Below are 23,248 nucleotides of genomic sequence, written 5' to 3' on the forward strand. Positions count from 1 at the left end.
ATGACTGATGAACAGTGGGGCATGCTGCAAGGCAACCTTTTGAAAGCCGTTGGCAAAAATAACTATTCAAGCTGGATTGAGCCGCTTGATTTTGATGATGTCCGCGATGGCGTTGCCACGTTCAATGTCCCCACGACCTTCCTCGGAAACTACGTTAAGCAAAACTTTGGTGACCAGATCCTGTATCAGATGATGGGTATGGGATTAAACGTGTCCCGTGTGCACTTTACTGTTCCTGTTGGCCAATCGCCTGCCGTGTCCAATCCGGTAGAAGGCGCCGCCGCTGCAGAAGGCGCTTTTGTTGAGGTGGCCCCTCAAAAGCGCGAGGCCCCTTTTGCTGCAGCGCCACTGGATTCAAAATTTACGTTCGCAAACTTCGTCGTTGGCAAGCCCAACGAGCTCGCCCACGCAGCAGCGAAGCGCGTAGCTGAAGGCGGTCCAGTGACGTTTAACCCCCTGTTTCTGTATGGTGGTGTTGGGCTTGGTAAAACGCACTTGATGCATGCGATTGCATGGGAGCTTCAAACCTCCCGACCTGATCTAAATGTGGTCTATCTGTCCGCTGAGCAATTCATGTATCGCTTTGTTCAGGCACTGCGCGACCGTAAAATGATGGATTTCAAAGAGCTGTTTCGCTCGGTTGATGTGCTTATGGTTGATGACGTGCAGTTCATCGCGGGCAAAGACAGTACCCAGGAAGAGTTTTTCCATACGTTCAACGCGTTGGTTGACCAACGTAAGCAGATCATTATTTCTGCCGATCGCGCTCCTGGAGAAATCAAGGATCTCGAAGAGCGGATAAAAAGCCGTTTGCAGTGTGGTCTTGTGGTGGATTTGCACCCGACCGATTACGAACTGCGGCTTGGTATCCTCCAGTCCAAAGTCGAAGTGCAGCAAGCGCAATACCCCGAACTGTCTCTTGAAGCGGGTGTGCTTGAGTTCCTTGCGCATCGTATCAGTACAAATGTGCGCGTTCTTGAGGGGGCGCTGACGCGGTTGTTTGCGTTTGCATCTCTTGTTGGCCGACCCATCACTCTTGAGTTGGTGCAAGATTGCTTGGCGGACGTACTGCGGAATTCTGAGCGCAAGATTTCGGTTGAAGAGATTCAACGTAAAGTTTCTGAGCACTACAATATACGCTTGAGCGATATGATTGGGCCTAAGCGCGTGCGCACTTATGCGCGGCCTCGCCAAGTTGCGATGTATTTATGCAAACAGCTGACAAGCCGCTCACTTCCCGAGATTGGCCGCTGTTTTGGGGGCCGTGATCATACGACCATCATGTATGGGGTTCGCAAGATTGAGGATATGCGTGCTCAGGATGGGCAGCTTGCAGAGGACATTGAGATTCTGCGCCGCATATTGGAAGCTTAAGCAAGAGCAGTGGCCTAGGTGCTTGACGCCTTTGGCTTTCCAGTGGACAACACAAGAAAGAACTTGAGTTGACTGGGGGATGGGCTAATTTGTTCGTCCCGCCAGCACAGAGGAGCTAGGGATGAAGTTTAGCATAGAGCGAGCCGCACTTTTGAAAGCTGTGGCACAAGCACAGTCGGTCGTAGAGCGCCGCAATACGATCCCTATTCTGGCGAATGTGCTGATTGAGGCGCAAGACAGTGATGTACGCTTCCGCGCCACAGACCTCGATATTGAAGTGGTCGATCGCGCCGATGCACAAGTTGAGCGGGCTGGAGCGACAACTGTCTCAGCCGTACTTCTCCATGAGATTGTTCGCAAATTGCCCGATGGATCGCTTGTGACGCTCACCGACGATGGCGCCAAGGGCCGTCTCACAGTTGAGGCAGGCCGGTCTAATTTCTCGTTGGCAACATTGCCTAAAGAAGATTTCCCAGTGATGGCAACATCGGAATACAGCTCGAACTTTTCTGCGCCGGCAGTCGTGCTGCGTCGGCTTTTTGACAAGTCTAAATTTGCGATTTCCACAGAGGAAACACGCTACTATCTCAACGGCGTGTATATGCACATCTCAGATTCCGATGGTGGCAAAGTATTGCGCTGCGTGGCGACAGACGGCCACCGTCTTGCACGTATCGATGCAGAGTTGCCTTCTGGTGCCGCGGAGATGCCCGGTGTGATTGTGCCGCGTAAGACGGTTGGTGAGTTGCGTAAGCTTCTGGACGATGACGAGGCTAAAATCGCTGTTTCTGTCAGTGAAACAAAGATCCGCTTTGCAACGCCAGATATTACGCTGACATCAAAAGTTATCGATGGGACATTCCCAGATTACACGCGCGTCATTCCACAGGGTAATACCCGCAAGCTTGAAGTGGATGCTGCCGAGTTCGCCAAGGCTGTTGATCGTGTGGCCACAGTTTCATCAGAGCGTTCGCGCGCTGTGAAGCTTACGCTTGCTGAAGACAAGTTGATCTTGTCGGTCAATGCGCCTGACAGTGGTGCCGCCGAAGAGGAGCTGGCTGTGGCCTATGGCGACGAGCATCTCGAAATTGGCTTTAACGCCAAGTATTTGCTCGAAATTGCAAATCAGGTGGATCGTGAAAACGCGGTGTTTATGTTTAACTCTTCGGGTGACCCTACTTTGATGCGCGAAGGCAATGATACATCGGCTGTCTATGTCGTGATGCCAATGCGCGTTTGAGTTGTGGTGGGGTAAGCATTCATGGCTTCGCTTGCCCTGACTAAGCTTAAGCTTTCACATTTTCGCTCTCACAAGGCTGCGCAGCTTGAAGTAGATGCGCGGCCTTTGGCTATTTTTGGGGCCAACGGGGCTGGAAAAACCAATATCCTAGAAGCTGTTTCCCTTTTTTCGCCAGGGAGAGGCATGCGGCGTGCCTCAGCTAGAGATATGGCAAAGCGGCCCGAGGATATAGGCTGGAAGCTTTCTGGGCTTATAGAGCAGGATGGCCGAACCTTTGAAGTCGAAACCAGCTCTGAAGACGGCGCGGCGCGGTCTGTCCGAATTGATGATAAGGCCTCCGCCCAGACAGCACTTGGGCGGATTGCACGAGTTGTGTGGCTGATCCCGTCTATGGACCGACTTTGGATAGAAGGGGCAGATGGACGGCGCCGCTTTCTTGACCGTATGAGTATGAGTTTTTTCCCTGATCATTCAGATTTATCACTCGAATTCGAAAAGGCCATGCGTGAGCGAAACAGGCTATTGAAGGCTGAGGTCCGTGATACGCATTGGTATGCGGCTCTTGAGGCGAAGATGGCAAAGAGCGGTGCGGGTATTCACGCCAATCGGGTTGCGACGCTCGAGCGCCTTAGGGCCGCACAAGACGGCGCAGAGACGGCCTTTCCCTCCGCCGACCTTGAGTTGGTTCAGAGCGAAGGCGGCATGCCTGAAACAGTCGCTGATCTAGAGGAAGCTTTGAGCGAAAGCCGCTTTCGGGACATGGCCGCTGGCCGTGCTTTGGTTGGGCCGCATCGCTCTGATCTATATGGTGTTTTTGCAGCCAAGGGTGTGCCTGCAAAGGACTGCTCGACGGGTGAACAAAAGGCGCTTTTGATTTCTCTTATTCTCGCCAACGCTCGTGCGCTCAAGGCGGATGTGGGGGCGCCTCCTATCGTTCTTTTGGATGAGGTCGCCGCGCATCTTGATGCGAACCGACGGGCTGCGCTGTATGATGAGATCTGCGCTTTGGGGGCGCAGGCCTGGATGACTGGCACGGGGCCAGATCTTTTTGCTGAGTTGGGTGACCGAGCTCAGCATATCGAAGTGAAGGATGCCGACGGAACCTCAAGACTGGTTGCGAGCTGAGCGCTTTTTCTGCCTAATTTTATAGGCCCACTGACCACAAATGACGAGAAGTCCGATGGCGAAGACAGGCTCGAAAAGATAAGCGACATATGCGTAGTGCCCTTGCCCCAGCAAGAAGGCAAAGACAGCAACGTTCGCCGCACAGAAGAGCAACCCTTCTAGTGGCGACCAAAGGACATCATCGGCTGGCCTCTTGGGCTTGAAAGAGGAGGTATCCGAGGCGTGCGTTGTTTTGGGGCGCTGCTTTTTCATACTTTTACCGTCGCAAAAGACTACGTCAAAGAGCGGAAAACACTGTGACAAAATCACGGCTTTTGGAGCTGATTTGCGCTAAGCTATCGGCGCTTTGGCCCGCTTTGTGCTGCGCTGATCTAAGTGGCCGCGATAGCTCAAAATATAGCGGTTGGGCGTGACATTCCCCACCATAAACAGTATAAAATGACAAAATCGCAAAGGAAGCGTGTGAATGTCAGAGAACGAGCAGAAACCCGAAGAGTATGGTGCTGATTCCATTAAGGTTCTCAAGGGGTTGGAGGCTGTACGCAAACGGCCTGGGATGTATATTGGTGACACCGATGATGGCTCAGGTCTGCACCATATGGTCTATGAGGTGGTTGACAATGGCATCGACGAAGCGCTGGCCGGTCATGCGGACTATGTGAACGTCAAAATCCATGCGGATTCCTCGGTTTCCGTGAGGGATAACGGTCGTGGCGTTCCTGTTGGTATTCACGAGGAAGAGGGCGTTTCGGCGGCGGAAGTCATCATGACCCAGCTCCATGCGGGCGGGAAGTTTGACAGCAACTCCTACAAGGTTTCAGGCGGTCTTCACGGCGTCGGTGTTTCGGTTGTGAATGCACTCTCGGTCTGGCTTGAGTTGCGCGTTTGGCGTGATGGCAAAGAGCATTACGCGAAGTTTTCGCATGGCGACACTGTTGAGCACCTACGTGTTGTTGGCGATGCCAATGGTGAAACGGGGACCGAGGTACGCTTTCTTGCGTCTACTGAAACGTTTTCAAATCTTGATTTTGAATTTGCAGTTTTGGAAAAACGCTTGCGCGAACTTGCGTTTCTAAACAGTGGTGTGCGCATTATCTTGGAAGACGAGCGTCCTGCTGAGTCCCTCAAGACAGAGCTCTACTATGACGGCGGCGTAAAAGAATTCGTTAAATACCTTGACCGCTCAAAGAGTTCGGTCATGGAAGAGCCGATCTACATCATGGGTGAAAAGGACGATATCGTCGTCGAGGTTGGCATGTGGTGGAATGATAGCTACCACGAGAACGTTCTTCCTTTCACAAACAACATTCCGCAGCGCGACGGCGGCACGCATATGGCGGGCTTCAGGGGCGCGCTGACGCGGACGATCAACAACTATGCCCAATCATCCGGTATAGCTAAGAAAGAAAAGATCAACTTCACAGGTGATGATGCGCGCGAGGGTCTGACTTGCGTGCTTTCCGTCAAGGTTCCTGATCCTAAATTCTCAAGTCAGACCAAAGATAAATTGGTCAGCTCAGAAGTGCGCCCAGTTGTCGAAAGTCTGGTGGGCGACAAACTTGCCGAATGGTTTGAAGAAAACCCTCAACAAGCCAAAACGATTGTTGGCAAGATTGTTGAAGCAGCTCATGCCCGTGAGGCGGCGCGCAAGGCGCGCGAATTGACGCGGCGCAAGACGGCAATGGACGTGAATTTCCTCGCTGGAAAACTCAAGGATTGCTCGGAGAAAGACCCAAGCAAAACAGAGCTTTTCATCGTGGAAGGAGACTCCGCTGGCGGCTCTGCCCAGACTGGGCGCGACCGTGGTACACAAGCTATTTTGCCGCTTAAAGGCAAGATCCTCAACGTAGAGCGCGCGCGCTTTGACCGCATGCTTGGAAGCCAAGAGATTGGTAACCTTGTTATGGCGCTTGGAACGGGGATTGGACGCGACGAATTCAATATTGAAAAGTTGCGCTATCACAAGATCGTTTTGATGACGGATGCGGACGTGGACGGCGCGCATATTCGTACGCTTTTGTTGACGTTCTTCTATCGTCAGATGCCTGAGTTGATTGAGGGCGGGTATCTCTACATTGCACAGCCGCCGCTTTACAAAGTGGCGCGTGGGAAGTCTGAAGTCTACCTCAAGGACCAGAATGCGCTTGATGACTACCTCGTGCAGCAAGGTGTTGATGGGGCGGTTTTGAAGCTAGGTGACGGAGCCGAGATGGCGGGTCAGGATCTGATCCGTGTTGTAGATGAAGCGCGCCAGCTGCGTCGGGTTTTGGATGCGTTTCCAACGCATTACCCACGTCATATCCTTGAGCAAGCCGCGATCGCTGGGGCTTTTGTTCCTGGTGCAATTGAAGGCGATTTGCAGGGTGTGGCCGATATGGTTGCGAAGCGTCTAGACCTTATTGCGTTGGAATATGAGAAGGGTTGGCACGGTCGTATCACGCAGGATCATGGCATCCGACTGGCGCGTATTTTGCGTGGTGTCGAAGAAGTCCGTACGCTGGACGGGCCTATGCTGCGCTCTGGAGAGGCACGGCGTACGGGTACGCTGACGCAGAGCTTGCAAGAGGTCTACGGCAAACCTGCGAAGCTTGAGCGCAAGGATCGAACCCAGATGATTTATGGGCCTTTGGACCTTCTGAAAGCGATCCTTGAAGAGGGCGAACGCGGGCTGTCCCTACAGCGTTACAAAGGCCTTGGTGAGATGAACCCGAGCCAACTTTGGGAAACGACTTTGGACCCTGATGCACGCACGTTCTTGCAAGTGAAAGTCGAGGATATGGCAGAAGCGGATGACCTGTTTACCAAGCTGATGGGAGATGTTGTGGAGCCGCGCCGCGAGTTTATCCAGCAGAATGCTCTGAGTGTCGAAAATCTAGACTTTTAAGCAGCTTAGCTGAAGATTAAGGCCTGAATTCCGAGCGGAATTCGGGCGCTTTTTTGTGCGCTTCAGTCGCTGACAGCGCGGATGAGTTTGCGCTCCAGAACGCGTAGCACGGCTTTAAGATCATGGCCTCGTTTGAGAACCTGACCGTTGAGTCCAATGACGGAATATTGTCCCTGTTTGAGCCGCAGTTTGGGATGCTTTTCGATGCGGTAAAGTGGGTTTTCGGCTGTTCGACGAAAGACCGAAAACACGGCGTAATCCTTGAGGCAGGAGATACCATAATCTCGCCATTCGCCTGCCGCCACCATGCGGCCATAGAGGCCGAGGATAAGCGAGAGCTCGGTACGGTGAAACGCGACTTGTGAGCCGATTGGAAAGGGCGTGTGTGATGCCATATTCATGCCACTAGCGTGGCCGCGTTTTTCGCGTGAATCAAGCCCTGCTTTGAAAAGGTTAATGGGGGTGATTCTAGGGGGGTGAAAAGCGTGCACAACGCGTGCACAACCCGTGCACCGCCAAAACGGGATTTCGGGGTGTTAATGCGGCGTGCGGTCGTGGTGTTGAATTCGAATTACGCAAAGCGCAATCCCACTAACTGGGGAACCAGTGCCTCAGCCCCCCGGATATTTTCAGAAAGGGGAGACAGGGCGAGCGATCATAGAGGATCAATGTCGCCTTGAGCGCGGGTGCTGTGAAAGTCACGCTCGAATTCTGTGAAGCGGTCTTCGGTGATCGCCGCACGCATTCCTGCCATGAGGTCTTGGTAGTAATGGAGGTTGTGCCATGTGAGCAGCATCGAAGAGATGATCTCTTGGGAGCGGAAGACATGGTGCAGATAGGCGCGGCTGTAATTCTTGCACGCGGGGCAACCGCAGTTTTCGTCGAGCGGGCGCGGGTCGTCCTGATGGCGGGCGTTTTTGATGTTGAGCACGCCGAGACGGGTGAAGACCTGACCGGTACGGCCCGAGCGAGAGGGGAGGACGCAGTCCATCATATCGATACCGCGCGCGACAGCGCCGACGATGTCGTCGGGTTTGCCGACGCCCATCAGGTAGCGTGGTTTGTCTTTGGGGAGTTGGTCTGGCGCGAACTCGAGGGTGTTGAACATGGCCTCCTGACCTTCACCGACTGCGAGGCCACCGACAGCGTAGCCTTCAAAGCCGATATCTTGAAGGGCCTCAGCGGATTGGGCGCGCAGGTCTTCTTCGAGGCCGCCTTGCTGGATTCCGAACAGGGCGTAACCGGGGCGCTCACCAAACGCTGTGCGTGAGCGCTTGGCCCAACGCATGGACAGCTCCATTGATTTGGCAATGTCATCTCTTGTTGCGGGCAATGCGGGGCACTCGTCAAAGCACATGACAATGTCGGACCCAAGAAGGCGCTGGATTTCCATGCTGCGCTCGGGGCTGAGCATGTGCTTGGAGCCGTCGATGTGCGATTTGAACGCGACGCCTTCTTCCGTAAGCTTGCGCAGGTCTGCAAGCGACATGACCTGAAAGCCACCCGAGTCTGTGAGAATCGGGCGGTCCCAATTCATGAATTTATGCAGGCCACCCAGAGCGGCGATGCGTTCGGCGGTGGGGCGCAGCATAAGGTGATAGGTGTTGCCAAGTAGGATGTCGGCGCCTGTGGCGCGCACGCTTTCAGGCATCATCGCTTTGACCGTTGCGGCGGTCCCGACTGGCATAAATGCAGGCGTGCGGATATCGCCCCGCGGTGTGCTGATTGTTCCAGTGCGGGCTTTGCCCGAAGTGGCGGCGAGGGAGAAGGAGAATTCTTGTGTCATAGTTTTGTGTCTTGGAGGAAATAGAGCTGATTGCCAAGAGAGAAGCCGATGACGTTAGGGGCTAGCCCTGTGAGAAAAACTATGCGAAATGCGGCGAGTTGGTCTGAGAGCCTTATTGCTATAGGCTCGGCATCAGCCGTTTTCAAACATTGGATTGCAGCGCATGAGTCTTGATAAGAGTGGTTCTATTTTGTCGTTCGGATGGGAAGAGTGGGTGGCTTTGCCCCAGCTCGGCTTGCCGGCGATTCAGGCAAAAGTAGATACAGGGGCGAAAACCTCGGCACTTCATGCCTATGATATTGAAGTGTTCGGTGCTTCATCTAAGCCAAAGGTGCGTTTTATGGTGCACCCGGTTCCGGGGCGTGAAGACATTGTTTTTGCATGCTCTGCCGAGATCAAGGATCGTCGCGAAGTGACCTCCTCCAATGGGGAGAGTGAGAACCGCTATGTTATCGAGACCAACTTGCTGGTGAACGGTCACCGTTGGCCCATTGAGATTACGCTGAGCAACCGTGCAACCATGAGCAACCGTATGTTGCTTGGGCGGCAGGCGCTTAAGGACCATATTAGTATCGTAGCGACGGAACGGTTTTTGCAGCCCGAGCTGAGCTATGATGTGTATCACAGCAAGCGGGTGCGCGAGACAGCACCAGAACGGGCACTGCGCGTCGCCGTTTTGAGCCGTGAGGATAATTATTCGACCCGCCGTCTTGTGGAAGAGGGCGAGAAGCGGGGGCATGTTGTCGAAGTGATCGACACGACGCGTTGTTATATGGCGCTGAACGCGCTTGCGCCTGAGGTGCATTATGACGGCAAGCGACTGGCGCGCTATGATGCAGTTATTCCACGGATCGGAGCCTCTATCACCTCATATGGTACGGCTGTTGTGCGCCAGTTTGAGACCATCGGGACATTTTGTGTGAACTCTTCACAGGGGATTACGGCAAGCCGCGATAAGCTTCATGCGCATCAGCTTATGGCGCGACATAAGATTGGGATGCCGAACACGGCTTTTGCTGCGAGTCCGAAGGACACCAACTCGATTGTCGGCTTGGTGGGTACGGCACCATTGATTGTGAAGCTTTTGGAGAGCACGCAGGGCAAGGGCGTTGTCTTGGCGGAAACCAAGAAGGCGGCCGAGTCGGTTATTGATGCGTTTCGCGGGCTAAAAGCGAATTTTCTGGTTCAGAACTTTGTAAAAGAAGCTGCAGGTGAGGATATCCGCTGTTTTGTGATTGGTGGAAAGGTTGTGGCTTCGATGCGACGCACGGGTGCGGAGGGTGACTTTCGCTCTAATTTGCACAGGGGTGGCACTGCGGAGGCTGTGAAAATCAGCAAGGCAGAGCGCGATGTGGTGCTGAAGGCGACAAAGGCTTTTGGACTTCATATGGCGGGCGTTGATCTTTTGCGCGCGAGTGACGGTCCGAAGGTTCTTGAGGTGAATTCCTCACCAGGGCTTGAAGGGATAGAAGGCGCGAGCGGCAAGAATATTGCTGGGACGCTTTATGAGATGATCGAGGCGCGGGTGCGGCCTGCACCAGTGCGTAAACGCGGGAAAGCGAAAGCGTGAAAACGCTGCTTTCGTGCGCTTCACATTAGCGTGTCTTGATCGGCTTGGCGTTCCGTGACGTAATACAAGCAACCAACAGGAGAGTACTGATGAAAAGATTTTTTGTGACACTGGCGCTGAGCGCAACGATCGCGGGCACGGGCTTTGCCATGACCGAAGGTGTCGAAAACGAGGCCGTGAAGGCGCGGATGATGCTGATGGATGGCGTCAAGGCAGCTACGGGCACTTTGGGCGCGATGGGCAAAGGCGAGATGGCGTTTGACGCCGACAAGGCAGGCGAAGCACGGCAGGCGCTGATTGATCATGCTGCCAAAATCCCTGCAGCGTTTGAGGCACAAGAAATGGACCCGAAATCAACTGCGCTTCCCGCGATCTGGGAAAACTGGGCTGATTTTGAGATGAAGGCACAGGCCATGGGCGCTGCAGCCGAAGAGCTTGATACAAGTGATCTTGGCTGGGTTCAGGCAGGCATGGGCGACCTCGGTGGCACATGTGCAGCCTGCCACAAAGCCTATCGCATCAAGAAGTGATCAGCCGCAGCTAAATCCAGTGATCCGGTCCGAGGCATCGATTTTTACATTGAGGCGCTCGGGCTGGTAATCTGTGGTGACTGCACTTTTGGGACCGACGATGCGTACGGGACGCTGTGCGGTATCAAATTCGACCTCGGCTACCCGCATCCCAGCCATGAAAGTCAGATCACCAGCCCCGCATGTGTCTGCGAGGGCGGCACGCGTGGTTGCTGGGATGAGTGGATCTTTTTGTTCAAGCATGCCGCTCATTTGGCAGGCTGTTAGAAGAGTGGTTGCGGCAAGTGCCGCGGTGATACGTGAAACAAACATAATAGAAACTCCCCAATCTCTGAGGATTGGTAACAAGACACAGGCTTGGATATCAGGGGAATAACCTTGCCCTGTTTCCCCCTAAGTCTTGCAAGTCTGTGCTGTTTACCGCAGGCTCTGGCCGAGATATTTGGGAGACACATCATGCGAACACGTGCAGCCGTCGCGCTTGCAGCAGGCAAGCCACTTGAGATTATGGAAGTCGAGCTTGAAGGCCCCAAGAAGGGCGAAGTCCTCATCGAGATCAAGGCCACAGGCGTGTGCCACACCGATGAGTTTACCCGCTCGGGGGATGATCCTGAGGGTCTTTTCCCCAGTATTCTTGGCCATGAGGGCGCGGGCATTGTGCTTGAAGTCGGGGAGGGCGTCACAACGCTTGAGCCTGGTGATCATGTAATCCCGCTATATACGCCTGAGTGTCGTGAATGCCATGCGTGTCTCTCTGGAAAGACGAACCTCTGTACTGCCATTCGTGGGACGCAGGGCCAAGGGCTGATGCCAGATGGAACCACGCGTTTCAAGATGCTCGATGGGACGCCGATCTTCCACTATATGGGCTGTTCGACCTTTGCCAATCATACTGTCATGCCCGAAATTGCACTTGCCAAGGTGCGCAAGGACGCACCGTTTGAGAGCATCTGCTACATTGGCTGTGGCGTGACCACAGGTATTGGTGCGGTGATCAATACAGCGGGTGTCGAGATCGGGTCGACCGCAGCTGTTTTTGGTCTTGGCGGCATTGGCCTCAACGTGATCCAAGGGCTGCGTATGGCGGGAGCTGACAAGATTATTGGGGTTGATCTCAATGACGACAAGGAAGCCATGGCACGCAAATTCGGCATGACTGACTTTGTGAATCCGTCAAAACTTGAGGGTCAGACGGTGACCGAGGCGATTGTTGAATTGACCAAGACCGAGAAAGACGCTTTCGGCGGTGTGGACTATTCCTTTGATGCCACAGGAAACGTGAAAGTTATGAGGGATGCGCTGGAATGCTCTCACCGTGGTTGGGGTGTTTCGGTGATCATCGGCGTTGCGCCTGCTGGGGCCGAGATCAGCACACGACCGTTCCAGCTTGTTACAGGTCGCGTCTGGAAAGGCACGGCCTTTGGCGGCGCGAAGGGGCGCACCGATGTGCCCAAGATTGTCGATTGGTATATGGATGGCAAAGTGGAGATCGACGAGATGATCACCCACAAGATGCCACTTGAAGAGATCAACAAAGCGTTTGATTTGATGCACTCAGGCGAGAGCATCCGAAGCGTGGTTGTTTACTAAGTGTACAGCTCTGCTGCTTTCCAAATGTCAGACGCCTGAGCGCCTTATGGAGAATGGCAAGGCATGGATTGACTGTCTGCAGCACCAAAGGGTGCTGCAGATTGTTTTGGTAAGCAAGCTGGAAGCGGATAGGATGCGACGGTTTGAAAAGAGTGTCGAAAAGCATGACAAAACCGCGTACGCAGGATGAGCCAACACGGGAGACGCCAAGGTATGATTAGAAAAGCAGTGGTATTCACCATCGGGATTTGTGTGGCTTTTGCCGTAATCCTCAGCCTTGGCGATCTTATTGGCTTTGAAGCTTGGGCGCGGTTCGATGCGCTGGGCCTATCGGCTGTGCCTGTGGGAATCGGTCTTCTGATCTTCTCGGCTGTGGGTGGAGTGGCCTATCTTTTGGACAAAAAGAAAGACGAATAGTCCGATAGCTGAACATGTTCTGCGTATGGATGAGATCGTCTTGTATTGGCTCAGACGCTGAGCGACATGGGCCACCCAGCGGCGAATAATCGTTGTTTGGGGGATGTGCTGTACAGCGAAAAGCTATCTGCAGACGGCGCGCGGGCTACAGCTCAGAAGCATCCTACGCAAACACCGCCTTCGCGTTTTTCAGATGCCGCGCTACGAGTGCAGTTTGAAGCTTGGCCGATGGGATGTGCGCGGCGGAAGTGGCTTTGTAGTCAAGGCGGGTGAGATTGGGGAACAGTTGCATCAGCTCGGCGCGGGCCTTGGTGGGCACGGATTTAAGCGCTTCGGGGCCTGTAAAAAGGCTCTCTGAAGCGGCGCCCTCGGCCAAGATGATCTCGTGTTGATCAAACAGAATGTGGAAATACTCGACGTCTTCCACGCTTTTATCAACGTAGATGCCAGGCAAAGCTGTGAGCTTGATAGCAGATATGAGAGCTTCGCGGGCGCCGAACATCCGCTCGGCAACGCGGGAGCGCACGAGCATACGGTGCTGGCGCGACACCAACAGATCACGAGTGGGCAAGCCATTGCCAAGGGCGCCTGCTGTGATGCGCACGGGACGCAGCTTTGGGTTTTGGGCGAGGTTGGCTGCTGTAACGTGAGAGGAGCTGATCCAGCGGATGACTTGTGTGCCGCCGCGCAGGATGGGGAGGGTATCACCTGCCTTAAGATGCTCGATGGGCTGGCGGCCTCGGGCTGTTGTGATCAGCGTGCCGTTGGCGAAGCAGAGGATGTCTTGCAGGTTGCCAAATAGGGTGTCGATCTCGGCGGGGGTAATCGCGACGTGGTCTAGATTTGAGTAATAGTCGAGCGGAATGGTGGCGTAAAAGACGTTGCCTGAGCCGACAGGGTAGGTGAAGGCGACAATGTGGGTGGGATCACTTGTTGTGAGCAGGGGAGTTGCGCCAGGGGGGAGTGAAGAGAGCTCGACATAGCCGTGGTTTGAACTGGTTCCGCCATCAAGTGTATCGTCGTCAATTGACCCCGCCGCCCCGTTTGTGAAGCTGCTCGGCGCGCCCGAGGCGATGTTGACATCCTGATCGTCCGTCATATCGCGCACGGCTATGATGCTGGAGGCACCAGGGAGGATCGTGTTGGCGTCGGTCACATAGCGATCAAATATGATTAAGTTCATGCCGCTACTGACAGCAGCAGCGATGGCAGCGAGATTGTCAACATACTCCGTTCCGAAGGCGACGTTGCTTTCATTGACCACATATAGGCTGTCGAGTGAGGCAAGCTGGGAGGGGTCAGTCAGTGTGACGTCAACAGCGGTGTGGCCGTTATTTGTAATCTCGTCTATCTGTGCGGCTTGGCCCTGACCTGTGACCATACCGTAATAGCCTATTGTTGCCATCGCTCTGTCTTGTTCCATTTAGTGTACGGGACAGATTGAAGCCTCAGAAGCTAAATATTTAGCTAAGATCATAAGAAACGTAAGGTGTTTTAGGCAGTTTTGCAGACGGCGCGCGGGCTAGAGCCCAGAAGCATCCTACGCAAACACCGCCTTCGCGTTTTTCAGATGCCGCGCTACGAGTGCAGTTTGAAGCTTGGCCGATGGGATGTGCGCGGCGGAAGTGGCTTTGTAGTCAAGGCGGGTGAGATTGGGGAACAGTTGCATCAGCTCGGCGCGGGCCTTGGTGGGCACGGATTTAAGCGCTTCGGGGCCTGTAAAAAGGCTCTCTGAAGCGGCGCCCTCGGCCAAGATGATCTCGTGTTGATCAAACAGGATGTGGAAATACTCGACGTCTTCCACGCTTTCATCAACGTAGATGCCAGGCAAAGCTGTGAGCTTGATAGCAGATATGAGAGCTTCGCGGGCGCCGAACATCCGCTCGGCAACGCGGGAGCGCACGAGCATACGGTGCTGGCGCGACACCAACAGATCACGAGTGGGCAAGCCATTGCCAAGGGCGCCTGCTGTGATGCGCACGGGACGCAGCTTTGGGTTTCCTTTTAGGTCGGACGCGCTGATCTTGGAGGCGCTGATCCAGCGGATACGCTCTACGCGACCATCGTGGATTTGGACCGCGCTACCGATCCGGAGGTCTTCGACGGCGCGCTGACCGAGGAGGGTTTCGATCATCGTTCCTGCGGCAAAGCACATCACCGTTTGCTGTGTATTGGTAAAGAGCGTGAAGATATCGGCGGGGCTGATTGCGGCGTTGTTTTGGCCTGTATAGAAATCGATTGGCATTGTGGAATAGAACACGTTGCCTGAGCCGACGGGGTAGGTGAAGGCGACAATGTGGGTCGGGTCGCTGGTTGTGAGCAGAGCTGTTGCGCCAGGTGGGAGCGAAGAAAGCTCGACATAGCCGTGGTTTGAGTAGGTGCCGCCATCAAATGTGCTGTCATCAATCACGCCGTTTGCGCCGTTGGTGAAGGACGTGGGGGCGCCTGCGGCAACGTTAACATCTGATCCGCTGGCAAAGTCGCGTACCGCTGTGATTGTTGAGCCTGTTCCCGGTAGGATTGTTTGGGCATTGGTCACGGCGCGGTCAAAAATCACGAGGTTCATGCCGCTGTTGACCGCAGCAGCAATGGCTCCAAGGTTATTCATATACTCGGCGCCGAAGCCGCTGTTGGAGGGGTTCACAACATAGAGGCTGTCAAGTGAAGCAAGCTGCGTCGCATTTGGAATGGTCACGTTCACGGCGGTATCACCGTTGTTCGTGATCTCATCGACCTGCGACGCTTGGCCTTGGCCTGCCGTCATTGAATAGTAGCCAACCGTGGCCATTTCTCTCGCTCCTTATCGCGCGAGGTCAAATTGACGGAGAGGAAAGGCGTTTATTGGACCCATTTTAGAAACAGTTGAGTTAAATTTAAGGCAATATTGTGTGCATCTTTTGCGACAGTCCGTGGCGTGAGCGCAGTTTTGTTTCCTAATAGGGCTCAATTGTTTCGTTGATGCGTATGGGACTGCTTGGATTGTATCGCCAGTGGAAAACGGGCAGACTGAGCTGAGGATGAGTGCCTGTGAAGGGTATGTTTGAGCGCTGTGAAAGCGGTTTGGGGCTAAGCTGAGAGCTCATTTAAGCCGAGCTGTGCGAAACATAAATTAGCGAGTGGGCGTTTTGATGTGCTTTTTATCGAAACGCTTTAGGAGGTAGGATGCAGTTTGTTCGGTTTGCGGTTGTCGGGTTTGTTCTGCTGACTGTTATTTATGTGCTTATCTCGATTTACTCGCGGTCTGTCAGGCGGGAACGTCTTGAAGATGACTGGGCTGAGCTTGACGAAGAGGCGCGGGCTGGCATTAGCCGTGACGACTTTGTCGAGGCAGGTATGGCAGCGTATCAGAGTGGCTTCAGGCGGAAGTTGATCTTGCTGGTTTATGTGATACCCACCATTGCGGTGGCGACGCTGATTTATGTGATCAATTGAGAGGGCGTATGATGCGCAATGTGAGACGAATTTTTCGAGTGGTCTTGTTCGTGATTGCAGGGCTCTATCTGCATTATACGCTGCCGCAGCATGATGTGGCGAAAGTGACAGGGATCTCAGACCGTTTGGAGCGTCTGTCGAGCTTTCAGCAGATCTTTTACAATCAAGTGGATCTGGGCTCAGCGGAAGGCGATATGCGCGACCTTCGGCTGATCAATACTGTAAAAGTTGATACTTGGTTTTTGGGGCTGTGGCGTGGCGGTGAACGTGTGATGGTTTATCGCAACGAGGACACGGGCGTTTATCCGCCCTACTTCAAGTTTGATAGCTCGGACCTTGAGGCGGAAGCTTCGGCACTGGCGGGTAAGGAACAGTGGGTGTCGATCACGCATTATGGCTGGCGTATGCGATTCTTGTCGATCTATCCCAATGCGATTTCTATCAAGCCTGTGAGCGGGCCTGAGTACCGCCCGTTTCCTTGGTTTAATCTCTTCTTCTTTGCCTTCTTGATTGTTGGCTTTTTCTTTGTGCGTGCGATGTGGCGACAGTTTGTGGAGCGCACTGTGGATCCGACGATGGACGCTCTGGAAGACGGCTATGATATGCGCAAGAGCCGCGTTCAGAAGTGGCTTGATAGCTGGCGCAGTAAGTAGGGATAGCTCTCTATAAAAGCGTTTTGAGAAGGCCAAAAATGGCGAGGCCAATCAACAACGTCAGGCAGAACGGGCGATAGTGACGCTCATATTCGGGCTTGAAGAAGGCGCGCCCGAGCAGGACTCCTGCGAGCATTGGCGGCGCGAAGGCGGCGAAGCGACTGAGTGCCAAGGGCGTGATCATTCCGTACAGGAGCTGCCAGAGGAACGTCAGCGCGCCCCCTATAAATATGATCACGATCAGGGTTCCACGCATATTTTTGGGCGGCATTTGTAGCGCCAGTGTGTAGAGCGCAATCACGAGGCCACCGATGCTGGCGAGGCCTGTGACGAAGCCTGAGAAGATTCCTGTGATGAACGTCGGAATTGGGGATGTTGTGAGGGGCAGGCGGACGCGCGCGAGCTGTAGTAGCGCGAGAGTGACGATCAGGCACAGGGCGATGATCTTTGAGAGTTCGGGATCAATCGTTGTGGTGAGATAGAGGCCTGAGGGTACGCCTATAAGCGCCCCGGACTGCAACGTGAGGGCCATGCGTTTGTTGGCCTCGGAAAAGCCGCCACGCATCAGCAGGGCGGCAGAGGCAAGCTCGAGCATGGTGCAGATCGGGATCAGTTCCACTGGGGGAATTGTACTGGCCAGCGCTGCCATTGTGAGCGCAGAGAGCGCAAAGCCTGCAAATCCTCGCACAACGCCTGCGACGAAAACGGCGACAAGTGCGAAGGCCAGTTGGGCGCTTGTGAGGTCTAGAAGTTCTGTCACCTGTCACTCATGTCTACATAATCACGCAGTTCGGGGCCGTTGTAGAGTGTGAGCGGGCGAATGAGAATATTGCCGCGCTGTTGCTCTATGCATTGGATAACCCATCCGGGCATGCGACCGATCGCGAAAATCGGCACGTAGAGGTCCATTGGGATGCCGTGAAGTTGGTATATGACGCCTGAATAAAAGTCGACATTCACATTGAGGCCGTGGCGCGAATAAGGCTTCATAGCCTCGACCACACCTTGCAGAATTTCGTACCAAACTGGAGCGCCCATCTCTTCGCCGAGCTTGCGAACGCCTTCGCGCATGTGGCGCGCGCGGGGGTCTTCGGCGCGGTAGACGCGGTGGCCAAATCCTGTGACGGCTTCGCGGGCAGCACGTTTGGCTTTGACGTAGGCGGCAGCCTTGTCTGGCGTGCCGATTTCTTGCACCATTTTCATCACATCTTCAGCAGCGCCGCCGTGGGCGGGGCCAGCGAGTGTGGCGAGGGCTGTGACCATGGCGCCGTGCAGGTTGGCTTCTGTTCCGACCGTGACGCGCGCGGCAAAGGCCGACGCGTTTGCCCCGTGTTCGGCGTGGAGGATGAAGTCCACATCTGCGAGGCGTGCGGCATCGTCAGATGGGAGCTCGCCTTTGAGCATATAGAGCCAGTTGGCGGCGTGACTGAGCGAGGGGTCTGCGGGCACAGGCGCGCGGCCATTTCGGATATGTTCATGCGCCGCGATGATCATGGGCACTTGCGCGGTCAGGCGTATGCCGTTTTCTATGAAGGCATCTTCACCCACGTTTTGACTCTGTGGTTCAAGGGCCGCAAGGGCTGAGACAGCTGTGCGCAAGACATCCATCGGGTGACCTGCCTTGGTGCTTTCGATGATGTCATAGATTGCAGGTGGGAGGCTGCGTGCGGTTTTGAGACGGGCGTCAAAATCGGCTAGCTCGATTGCGCTGGGAAGGTCGCCGAAGATGAGCAGGTAGCAAACTTCTTCAAAGGTGGAGCGCGTGGCGAGATCGTGAATCGAGTAGCCGCGATAGGACAGTTCGCCTTTTGCACCGTCGATGTGAGACACGCCTGAGCGCTCGAAGTAGATGCCTTTAAGGCCACGGTTTATCTTGACGTCTGTGCTCATTGCTGGCTCCTTTGAGGAAAGTATACAGAGGCATACATGGAATTTTTGAAAAAAATTTATGGCATGGCGCGGGAAAAGCCTAAAAGAGTTGTTTTTCCGGAGGCGGATGAGCCGCGAATTGCCGAGGCGATGGCCCGGCTTGGGGCAGAGGGAATTTGCGAGCCGCTCGCTTTGGGTGATGTTACGGAAGCGCAGGTGCAGGCGCTTGTCATGGCGCGGGGCATGAAAGAAGTGATGGCGCGGCGCTTGCTCAAGAAGCCGCTATACCGTGCGGCAGCAATGGTGGCCGCAGGCGAGGCGGACGCGATGGTTGCGGGGGCCGACAGCCCGACACGGCGGGTGATCGAGGCGGCGGCGATGGCGATTGGACCTGCTGAGGGTGTGAACACGGCCTCGTCGTTCTTTGTGATGCTGTTCCCAGATGGGCGCGAGATGATCTTTGCAGATTGTGCCTTGAACCTTGAGCCAAGTGCTGAGGAACTGGCGGATATTGCGCGCGCCTCACACGCGAGCGCAAAGGCGCTTTTGGGGCATTCTGAGGTTGCAATGCTGTCGTTTTCTACTGGCACGAGCGGAGCTGGCGAGAGTGTGGAACGGGTGCGCACGGCGTCCGAGCTTGCGGGGTTTGTCGGGCCTGTCCAAGGCGATGCAGCTTTGAACCCAAAGGTTGCTACCAAGAAAGGTATGGGCGCGGGGAATGCGAATGTGTTGATTTTCCCAAGTTTGGACGCGGGCAATATTGCGTATAAGCTGGCGCAGGAGCTTGCGGGCGCACAAGCGCTTGGGCCGATCTTGCAGGGCTTTGCAAAGCCTGTCGGAGATCTGAGCCGTGGCGCGACCGTTGAAGATATTGTTGCTGTGAGCGCTATTGTGGTGGCGCTGGGGTGATTCATGGCGTGTTGAGAAGCGAGGTGGCGTCAATCGCGATCTGACGTTCTTCATCGGCGGGGATAATATGAACGGGGAGGTCGCCGAGCCACGCGAGCTTGGCCATGATGCGCTCGCGGATGGGCGCGGAGTTTTCGCCGATGCCGCCCGTGAAGGCGATGGCGTCGACACCTTCAAGGGCCGCGATGAGGCCGCCTGCTTGGTGAACCACAGAATAGACGAAATGCTCTACCGCGAATGCGGCGTCTGGTGAGGGGTCGGAGAGGAGTGCGCGCATGTCTGCTGTTATGCCCGAAAGGCCAAGGAGGCCGCTTTGTTTGTTGAGCAGTTCAGTCGCCGCGTCAAAGCCGAGCTCCTGAGCGATGCGCAGCACGGCCATACCATCAATATCGCCTGTGCGGGTGGCCATTGTCGGGCCAGAGAGCGGCGAGTAGCCCATCGACGTTGCGATGGAGCGACCATCCTTGATCGCGCAGAGGCTGACGCCTGCGCCAAGATGCAGCGCGAGGAGGCGATGCGGGAGTTTATCGCCGAACTGTCGGACCATGCCTGCGTAGCTGAGCCCATGAAAGCCATAGCGACGTATGCCTGCGTCACGCTGTGCGCGGGGGAGAGCATAGGCAGTGGCAGCATCGGACTGGGAAGCGTGAAAAGCGGTGTCAAAGCTTGCGAACTGGGCCAGATTTGGCAGCTTGGCGGTCACGGCGGCGATGCCTGCTAGGGCGGGGGGATTGTGCAGAGGCGCAAGGGGCACCATCGCCTTGATCTGTGCCAGTGCCTCGGGTGTGATACGCATCGGCGCGGTGAGGCGGCGGCCGCCATGCACGACGCGGTGTGCGGCGCCTGTGATGTCTGACAGGGCAATGCCCCGCGCACCGAGGCCCTTGAGCAGACAGTCGAGGGCTTCCCCGTGATTTCCCGTGGTTACATCTGTTTTGGCCTCGCCTAGCGCCATGCGGCCTTTGCCGCCGACACCTGAGACATTGCCATCGACGACCAAATCAAGCGCCGCATTGAAGACCGCGAGTTTGAGCGAGGAAGAGCCTGTGTTGAGAACAAGGAGCATCTAGAGAGCTTTCTTTACCTGATGGGCCGAGATGGCGCCGAGGGCCGCGGAGGCAAGACGCGCGGCGGCTTCTTGAGAGCGGGATGTGAGCAGGATCGGAACGCGAGCGCCTACGACAAGCCCGCCCGCGCAGCAGCCCATGCCAAGCACCATAAGCTTGAAGAGGGCGTTTCCAGTTGTGATGTTGGGGGTGATGATGATGTCAGCATCACCAGCGACCGTGCTTGTGTAACCTTTGATCTCGGCTGCCTGCTTGGACAAGATAAGATCCATCGCGATGGGGCCAGCGACATCGGCTTGGGGCAGGTTTGCCTTTGCCCATTCGGCAATGCTTGCGCTTTCCATTGTGTTGGCGATGGAGGGCGTCGCATCTTCTGAGGGGGCCAGAAGTGCAGCTTTTGGGCGGGGGATTCCAAGTGCCTGTGCGAGTGCAACAGCATGGGCGAGGCAGGCTTGGCGTGTCTCGATGCTAGGGTCTACGTTTAGCGCCGCATCGGTGAGGAGTAAGGGGCGATCGCTCTGGGGCGTGGTGATGTGGAAAAGGTGGGCGCAGCGTGTATCCTTGTCGCGAAGGCCAGCTTTTGTGGGCAGGAGACTTTTGAGAAAAGTCGAGGTATGGACCTGCCCTTTCATTATAGCGTCTACCTCACCTTCGCGGGCGAGTTCGGCGGCCTTATCGCTGGCTTCGGCATGGGGCGCGTGGACGATCCGCAGATTGGAGATGTCATAGTCGATCGCTGCGGCGGCAGCACGTATCTTTGCTGTGTCGCCTATTAAGATAGGCTCTGCGAGGCCGGCTTCAGCCGCTTCGCGAATGCCGAGAAGCGGTGTCACAGCGCCCGCGTTGACCAGAGCGACGCGCGGTGTCGGCAGGCTACGTGCTTGTGTGAGAAGACGCTTGGGCGCGGTTGGCAAGGTTGTAGAGAGGAAGGGATATGGCGCTGTCATGGGTTTTCTTTCTTGTGATGTGCTCGCCGCCAGTATGGGGCGAGCACATCACAAACCTGTGGCAGTTGCCACCGCATTAGGCCTTCTGAGGCACCATATCCGCGGCAGAAATACCTGCAACGGCGACTGGTTTTTTCATAGCGTCGCGGCGGAAGGGCTCGCCAAGCTCTTGGTTGATCATCGCTTCAATCAGGGTTGTGATACCATTTTTCTGATCTGCACAGGCTTGGGCGAGCGCGGCTGTCAGCTCGTCCATTGTTCGCGCGACAACGCCTTTGAGGCCACAGGCTGTGGCGATGCCAGCATAGCTCACTTGGGTGTCCAGTTCGGTTCCGACAAAGTTGTCGTCAAACCAGAGTGTCGAGTTTCGCTTTTCTGCGCCCCACTGATAGTTGCGGAAGACCACTTGCGTTACCGCAGGCCACTCACCACGGCCAATGGCTGTAAGCTCGTTCACCGCGATGCCGAATGCGCCATCGCCTGAAAAACCGACGACAGGCACATCCGGGCAGCCGATTTTGGCGCCGACTACGGCGGGGAGGCCGTAGCCGCAGGGGCCGAAGAGACCGGGCGCGAGATACTTGCGACCCTCGTTGAAGCTTGGGTATGCGTTTCCGATTGCGCAGTTGTTGCCGATATCGGAGCTGATGATAGCATCTGCTGGCAGGGCAGACTGAATTGCGCGCCACGCCATGCGAGGGCTCATCCAGTCAGGCTTGTCAGAGCGTGCACGCTTGTTCCAGTCGGTGCCTTCGTCATCGTCTTCGTGATCCATGCTGGAGAGCTGCTGCGCCCAGCGGGATTTGGTCTCAGCAATTTTGGCTTTGCGCGCATCGCGGCCTTCGTCGCCTGCTGTACCTGACAGCTGGCCGAGGATGCCGTGAGCAACCATGGCCGCGTCACCGACGATGCCGACTGTGACTTTCTTTGTGAGGCCAATGCGGTCTGGATTGATGTCGACCTGAATGATTTTGGCATTCGTCGGCCAATAGTCCATTCCGTAGCCCGGCAGGGTGGAGAACGGGTTGAGGCGGGTGCCAAGGCAGAGGACCACATCGGCCTCTTTGATCAGTTCCATACCCGCCTTTGATCCATTGTAGCCAAGGGGGCCTGCGAAGAGAGGGTGACCACCGGGGAAAGCGTCATTGTGCTGATAGCCAACACATACGGGCGCATCGAGGCGCTCGGCGAGAGCTTGGCTGGCTGCGATACCACCTGCGGAGAGGACGACGCCAGCGCCGTTGAGGATCACTGGGTTCTTGGCTGTGCTGAGGAGCGCGGCTGCTTCTGCAACAGAGTTTGTACCGCCTGGTGAGCGCTCAAATTCGATTGGATCTGCGATTTCAACGTCAATTACTTGTGTCCAGAAGTCACGCGGAATGTTCAGCTGGGCGGGCCCTGAGAGGCGCTTGGCCTGCGCGATCACACGAGTGAGCACTTCGACGACGCGGGAGGCATCGCGGACTTCTTCTTGATAGGCGACCATGTCTTCAAAGAGTTTCATCTGCTCGACTTCTTGAAAGCCACCTTGGCCAATGGTCTTGTTGGCGGCCTGCGGCGTGACGAGGAGAAGGGGGGTATGGTTCCAATAGGCTGTTTTGACGGCGGTCACGAAGTTTGTGATGCCAGGGCCGTTTTGGGCAATCATCATCGACATTTTGCCGGTGGCGCGGGTGTAGCCGTCGCTCATCATGCCAGCCGAGCCTTCATGGGCGCAGTCCCAGAATGTGATGCCTGCTTTTGGGAAGAGGTCGGAGATCGGCATCATGGCCGAGCCAATAATGCCAAAGGCGTGTTCGATGCCGTGGCGCTGGAGGACCTTTACGAAGGCTTCTTCTGTCGTCATTTTCATGTG

21 protein-coding genes are annotated in these 23,248 nt (G+C 55.5%); 11 read left to right on the top strand and 10 right to left on the bottom strand.

Annotation, left to right across the window (positions count from 1 at the left end):
* The 4 genes from dnaA (at nt 1) to gyrB (ending at nt 6,623) form a co-directional block, all read left to right on the top strand.
* Complete coding sequence (gene dnaA / locus DSM117340_RS00005; protein WP_089886836.1) at nt 1–1,374, top strand: chromosomal replication initiator protein DnaA; 1,374 nt, start codon at nt 1–3, stop codon at nt 1,372–1,374.
* A gap of 121 nt (nt 1,375–1,495) precedes the next feature.
* Nucleotides 1,496–2,614: a DNA polymerase III subunit beta gene (gene dnaN, locus DSM117340_RS00010; RefSeq protein ID WP_089886838.1), complete on the top strand. Its 1,119-nt coding sequence runs from the start codon at nt 1,496–1,498 to the stop codon at nt 2,612–2,614.
* A gap of 21 nt (nt 2,615–2,635) precedes the next feature.
* On the top strand, nt 2,636–3,739 hold the full coding sequence (gene recF / locus DSM117340_RS00015; RefSeq protein ID WP_089886840.1) for a DNA replication/repair protein RecF: 1,104 nt from the start codon (nt 2,636–2,638) through the stop codon (nt 3,737–3,739).
* A gap of 466 nt (nt 3,740–4,205) precedes the next feature.
* Nucleotides 4,206–6,623: a DNA topoisomerase (ATP-hydrolyzing) subunit B gene (gene gyrB / locus DSM117340_RS00020; protein ID WP_089886843.1), complete on the top strand. Its 2,418-nt coding sequence runs from the start codon at nt 4,206–4,208 to the stop codon at nt 6,621–6,623.
* Between the two features lie 62 nt (nt 6,624–6,685).
* Here gyrB and DSM117340_RS00025 read toward each other — a convergent pair whose 3' ends face one another.
* The gene (locus DSM117340_RS00025) at nt 6,686–7,024 is read right to left on the bottom strand and encodes a DUF2794 domain-containing protein (RefSeq protein WP_089886845.1); all 339 of its coding nucleotides are present in this window, start codon (nt 7,022–7,024) and stop codon (nt 6,686–6,688) included.
* Nucleotides 7,025–7,278: 254 nt separating this feature from the next.
* On the bottom strand, nt 7,279–8,409 hold the full coding sequence (gene tgt, locus DSM117340_RS00030; RefSeq protein WP_089886846.1) for a tRNA guanosine(34) transglycosylase Tgt: 1,131 nt from the start codon (nt 8,407–8,409) through the stop codon (nt 7,279–7,281).
* A gap of 163 nt (nt 8,410–8,572) precedes the next feature.
* Here tgt and rimK point away from each other — a divergent pair, with 163 nt between their 5' ends.
* A complete protein-coding gene (rimK, locus tag DSM117340_RS00035) occupies nt 8,573–9,979 on the top strand; it encodes a 30S ribosomal protein S6--L-glutamate ligase (RefSeq protein ID WP_089886848.1) in 1,407 nt (468 codons plus the stop codon).
* A gap of 89 nt (nt 9,980–10,068) precedes the next feature.
* On the top strand, nt 10,069–10,509 hold the full coding sequence (locus tag DSM117340_RS00040; protein ID WP_089886850.1) for a cytochrome c: 441 nt from the start codon (nt 10,069–10,071) through the stop codon (nt 10,507–10,509).
* On the opposite strand, the gene DSM117340_RS00045 is transcribed toward DSM117340_RS00040, so the two are convergent.
* Nucleotides 10,510–10,821, bottom strand: coding sequence for an I78 family peptidase inhibitor (locus DSM117340_RS00045; protein WP_089886852.1), 312 nt, complete (start codon nt 10,819–10,821; stop codon nt 10,510–10,512).
* Between the two features lie 144 nt (nt 10,822–10,965).
* Between DSM117340_RS00045 and DSM117340_RS00050 the strand changes: the two genes are divergently transcribed.
* Together DSM117340_RS00050 and DSM117340_RS00055 are read left to right on the top strand one after the other, a co-directional pair.
* Nucleotides 10,966–12,099: an S-(hydroxymethyl)glutathione dehydrogenase/class III alcohol dehydrogenase gene (locus tag DSM117340_RS00050; RefSeq protein ID WP_089886855.1), complete on the top strand. Its 1,134-nt coding sequence runs from the start codon at nt 10,966–10,968 to the stop codon at nt 12,097–12,099.
* A 213-nt stretch (nt 12,100–12,312) separates the two neighbouring features.
* Complete coding sequence (locus DSM117340_RS00055) at nt 12,313–12,516, top strand: hypothetical protein (RefSeq protein WP_143037395.1); 204 nt, start codon at nt 12,313–12,315, stop codon at nt 12,514–12,516.
* Between the two features lie 163 nt (nt 12,517–12,679).
* Here DSM117340_RS00055 and DSM117340_RS00060 read toward each other — a convergent pair whose 3' ends face one another.
* Both DSM117340_RS00060 and DSM117340_RS00065 read right to left on the bottom strand, forming a co-directional pair.
* Entirely contained in the window at nt 12,680–13,921 is a 1,242-nt protein-coding gene (locus DSM117340_RS00060; RefSeq protein ID WP_177170591.1) for a Hint domain-containing protein, read from the bottom strand.
* A gap of 135 nt (nt 13,922–14,056) precedes the next feature.
* A complete protein-coding gene (locus tag DSM117340_RS00065) occupies nt 14,057–15,304 on the bottom strand; it encodes a Hint domain-containing protein (protein ID WP_245724318.1) in 1,248 nt (415 codons plus the stop codon).
* 374 nt (nt 15,305–15,678) lie between these two features.
* Here DSM117340_RS00065 and DSM117340_RS00070 point away from each other — a divergent pair, with 374 nt between their 5' ends.
* Both DSM117340_RS00070 and DSM117340_RS00075 read left to right on the top strand, forming a co-directional pair.
* Nucleotides 15,679–15,948, top strand: coding sequence for a hypothetical protein (locus DSM117340_RS00070; protein WP_089886861.1), 270 nt, complete (start codon nt 15,679–15,681; stop codon nt 15,946–15,948).
* A gap of 8 nt (nt 15,949–15,956) precedes the next feature.
* Nucleotides 15,957–16,601 carry a DUF1523 family protein gene (locus DSM117340_RS00075; protein WP_245724319.1) on the top strand — a complete coding sequence of 215 codons (645 nt, stop codon included), beginning with the start codon at nt 15,957–15,959 and terminating at the stop codon, nt 16,599–16,601.
* Between the two features lie 10 nt (nt 16,602–16,611).
* On the opposite strand, the gene DSM117340_RS00080 is transcribed toward DSM117340_RS00075, so the two are convergent.
* Both DSM117340_RS00080 and DSM117340_RS00085 read right to left on the bottom strand, forming a co-directional pair.
* Entirely contained in the window at nt 16,612–17,361 is a 750-nt protein-coding gene (locus tag DSM117340_RS00080) for a sulfite exporter TauE/SafE family protein (RefSeq protein ID WP_089886864.1), read from the bottom strand.
* Complete coding sequence (locus tag DSM117340_RS00085) at nt 17,358–18,491, bottom strand: citrate/2-methylcitrate synthase (protein WP_089886866.1); 1,134 nt, start codon at nt 18,489–18,491, stop codon at nt 17,358–17,360. Before DSM117340_RS00085 ends, DSM117340_RS00080 begins: the two co-directional genes overlap by 4 nt.
* Nucleotides 18,492–18,527: 36 nt before the next feature.
* Here DSM117340_RS00085 and DSM117340_RS00090 point away from each other — a divergent pair, with 36 nt between their 5' ends.
* Nucleotides 18,528–19,379 (top strand): phosphate acyltransferase, encoded by an 852-nt coding sequence (locus tag DSM117340_RS00090; RefSeq protein ID WP_089886868.1) that lies wholly within the window; start codon nt 18,528–18,530, stop codon nt 19,377–19,379.
* Nucleotide 19,380: 1 nt separating this feature from the next.
* Here the strand turns inward: DSM117340_RS00090 and DSM117340_RS00095 are convergent, their stop codons facing one another.
* From DSM117340_RS00095 to xsc, 3 genes are all read right to left on the bottom strand, one after another.
* The gene (locus DSM117340_RS00095) at nt 19,381–20,445 is read right to left on the bottom strand and encodes an acetate kinase (RefSeq protein ID WP_089886869.1); all 1,065 of its coding nucleotides are present in this window, start codon (nt 20,443–20,445) and stop codon (nt 19,381–19,383) included.
* On the bottom strand, nt 20,446–21,393 hold the full coding sequence (locus DSM117340_RS00100; RefSeq protein ID WP_089886871.1) for a phosphate acyltransferase: 948 nt from the start codon (nt 21,391–21,393) through the stop codon (nt 20,446–20,448).
* A gap of 76 nt (nt 21,394–21,469) precedes the next feature.
* Nucleotides 21,470–23,245: a sulfoacetaldehyde acetyltransferase gene (gene xsc, locus DSM117340_RS00105; protein ID WP_089886873.1), complete on the bottom strand. Its 1,776-nt coding sequence runs from the start codon at nt 23,243–23,245 to the stop codon at nt 21,470–21,472.
* Between the last annotated feature and the right edge of the window lie 3 nt (nt 23,246–23,248).

Source organism: Lentibacter algarum (assembly GCF_040580765.1).
Lineage (GTDB): Bacteria > Pseudomonadota > Alphaproteobacteria > Rhodobacterales > Rhodobacteraceae > Lentibacter > Lentibacter algarum.